Below are 402 nucleotides of genomic sequence, written 5' to 3'. Positions count from 1 at the left end.
AAGAGGCGCACAAGCTGCTGGCCGAGGGATTTCACGCCGCCAAGATCCGCGTCGGCCGGCCCGATGCGCGGGAGGATCTCGCCGTCGTCCGCGCGGTGCGCAAGGCCGTCGGCGATCAGGTGACGCTGATGTGCGACTACAATCAGGCGCTGACGGTGACCGAGGCCATTCGCCGCGGCGAGATGCTCGACGACGAGGGCTTGAGCTGGATCGAGGAGCCGATCCGCCACGACGACTATGCCGGCTGCGCCCGCATCGCCGACGCGCTGCATACGCCGGTGCAGATCGGCGAGAACTTTGACAGCGCGTTCTCGATGCAGACGGCGCTGTCGGCGGAAGCCTGCGACTACGTGATGCCCGACGTGCAGCGCATCGGCGGGGTCACCGGCTGGCTGCGCGCCG

The 402-nt window shown here is 68.9% G+C and carries 1 protein-coding gene; it reads left to right on the top strand.

The annotated features are described in order from the left end of the window. The coding region (locus tag MOV75_RS42045; RefSeq protein ID WP_309487032.1) for an enolase C-terminal domain-like protein at positions 1-402 on the top strand (402 nt) is incomplete at both ends.

The organism is Bradyrhizobium sp. PRIMUS42 (assembly GCF_023006515.1).
GTDB lineage: Bacteria > Pseudomonadota > Alphaproteobacteria > Rhizobiales > Xanthobacteraceae > Bradyrhizobium.
This window is presented reverse-complemented; position numbering and strand designations above follow the sequence as displayed.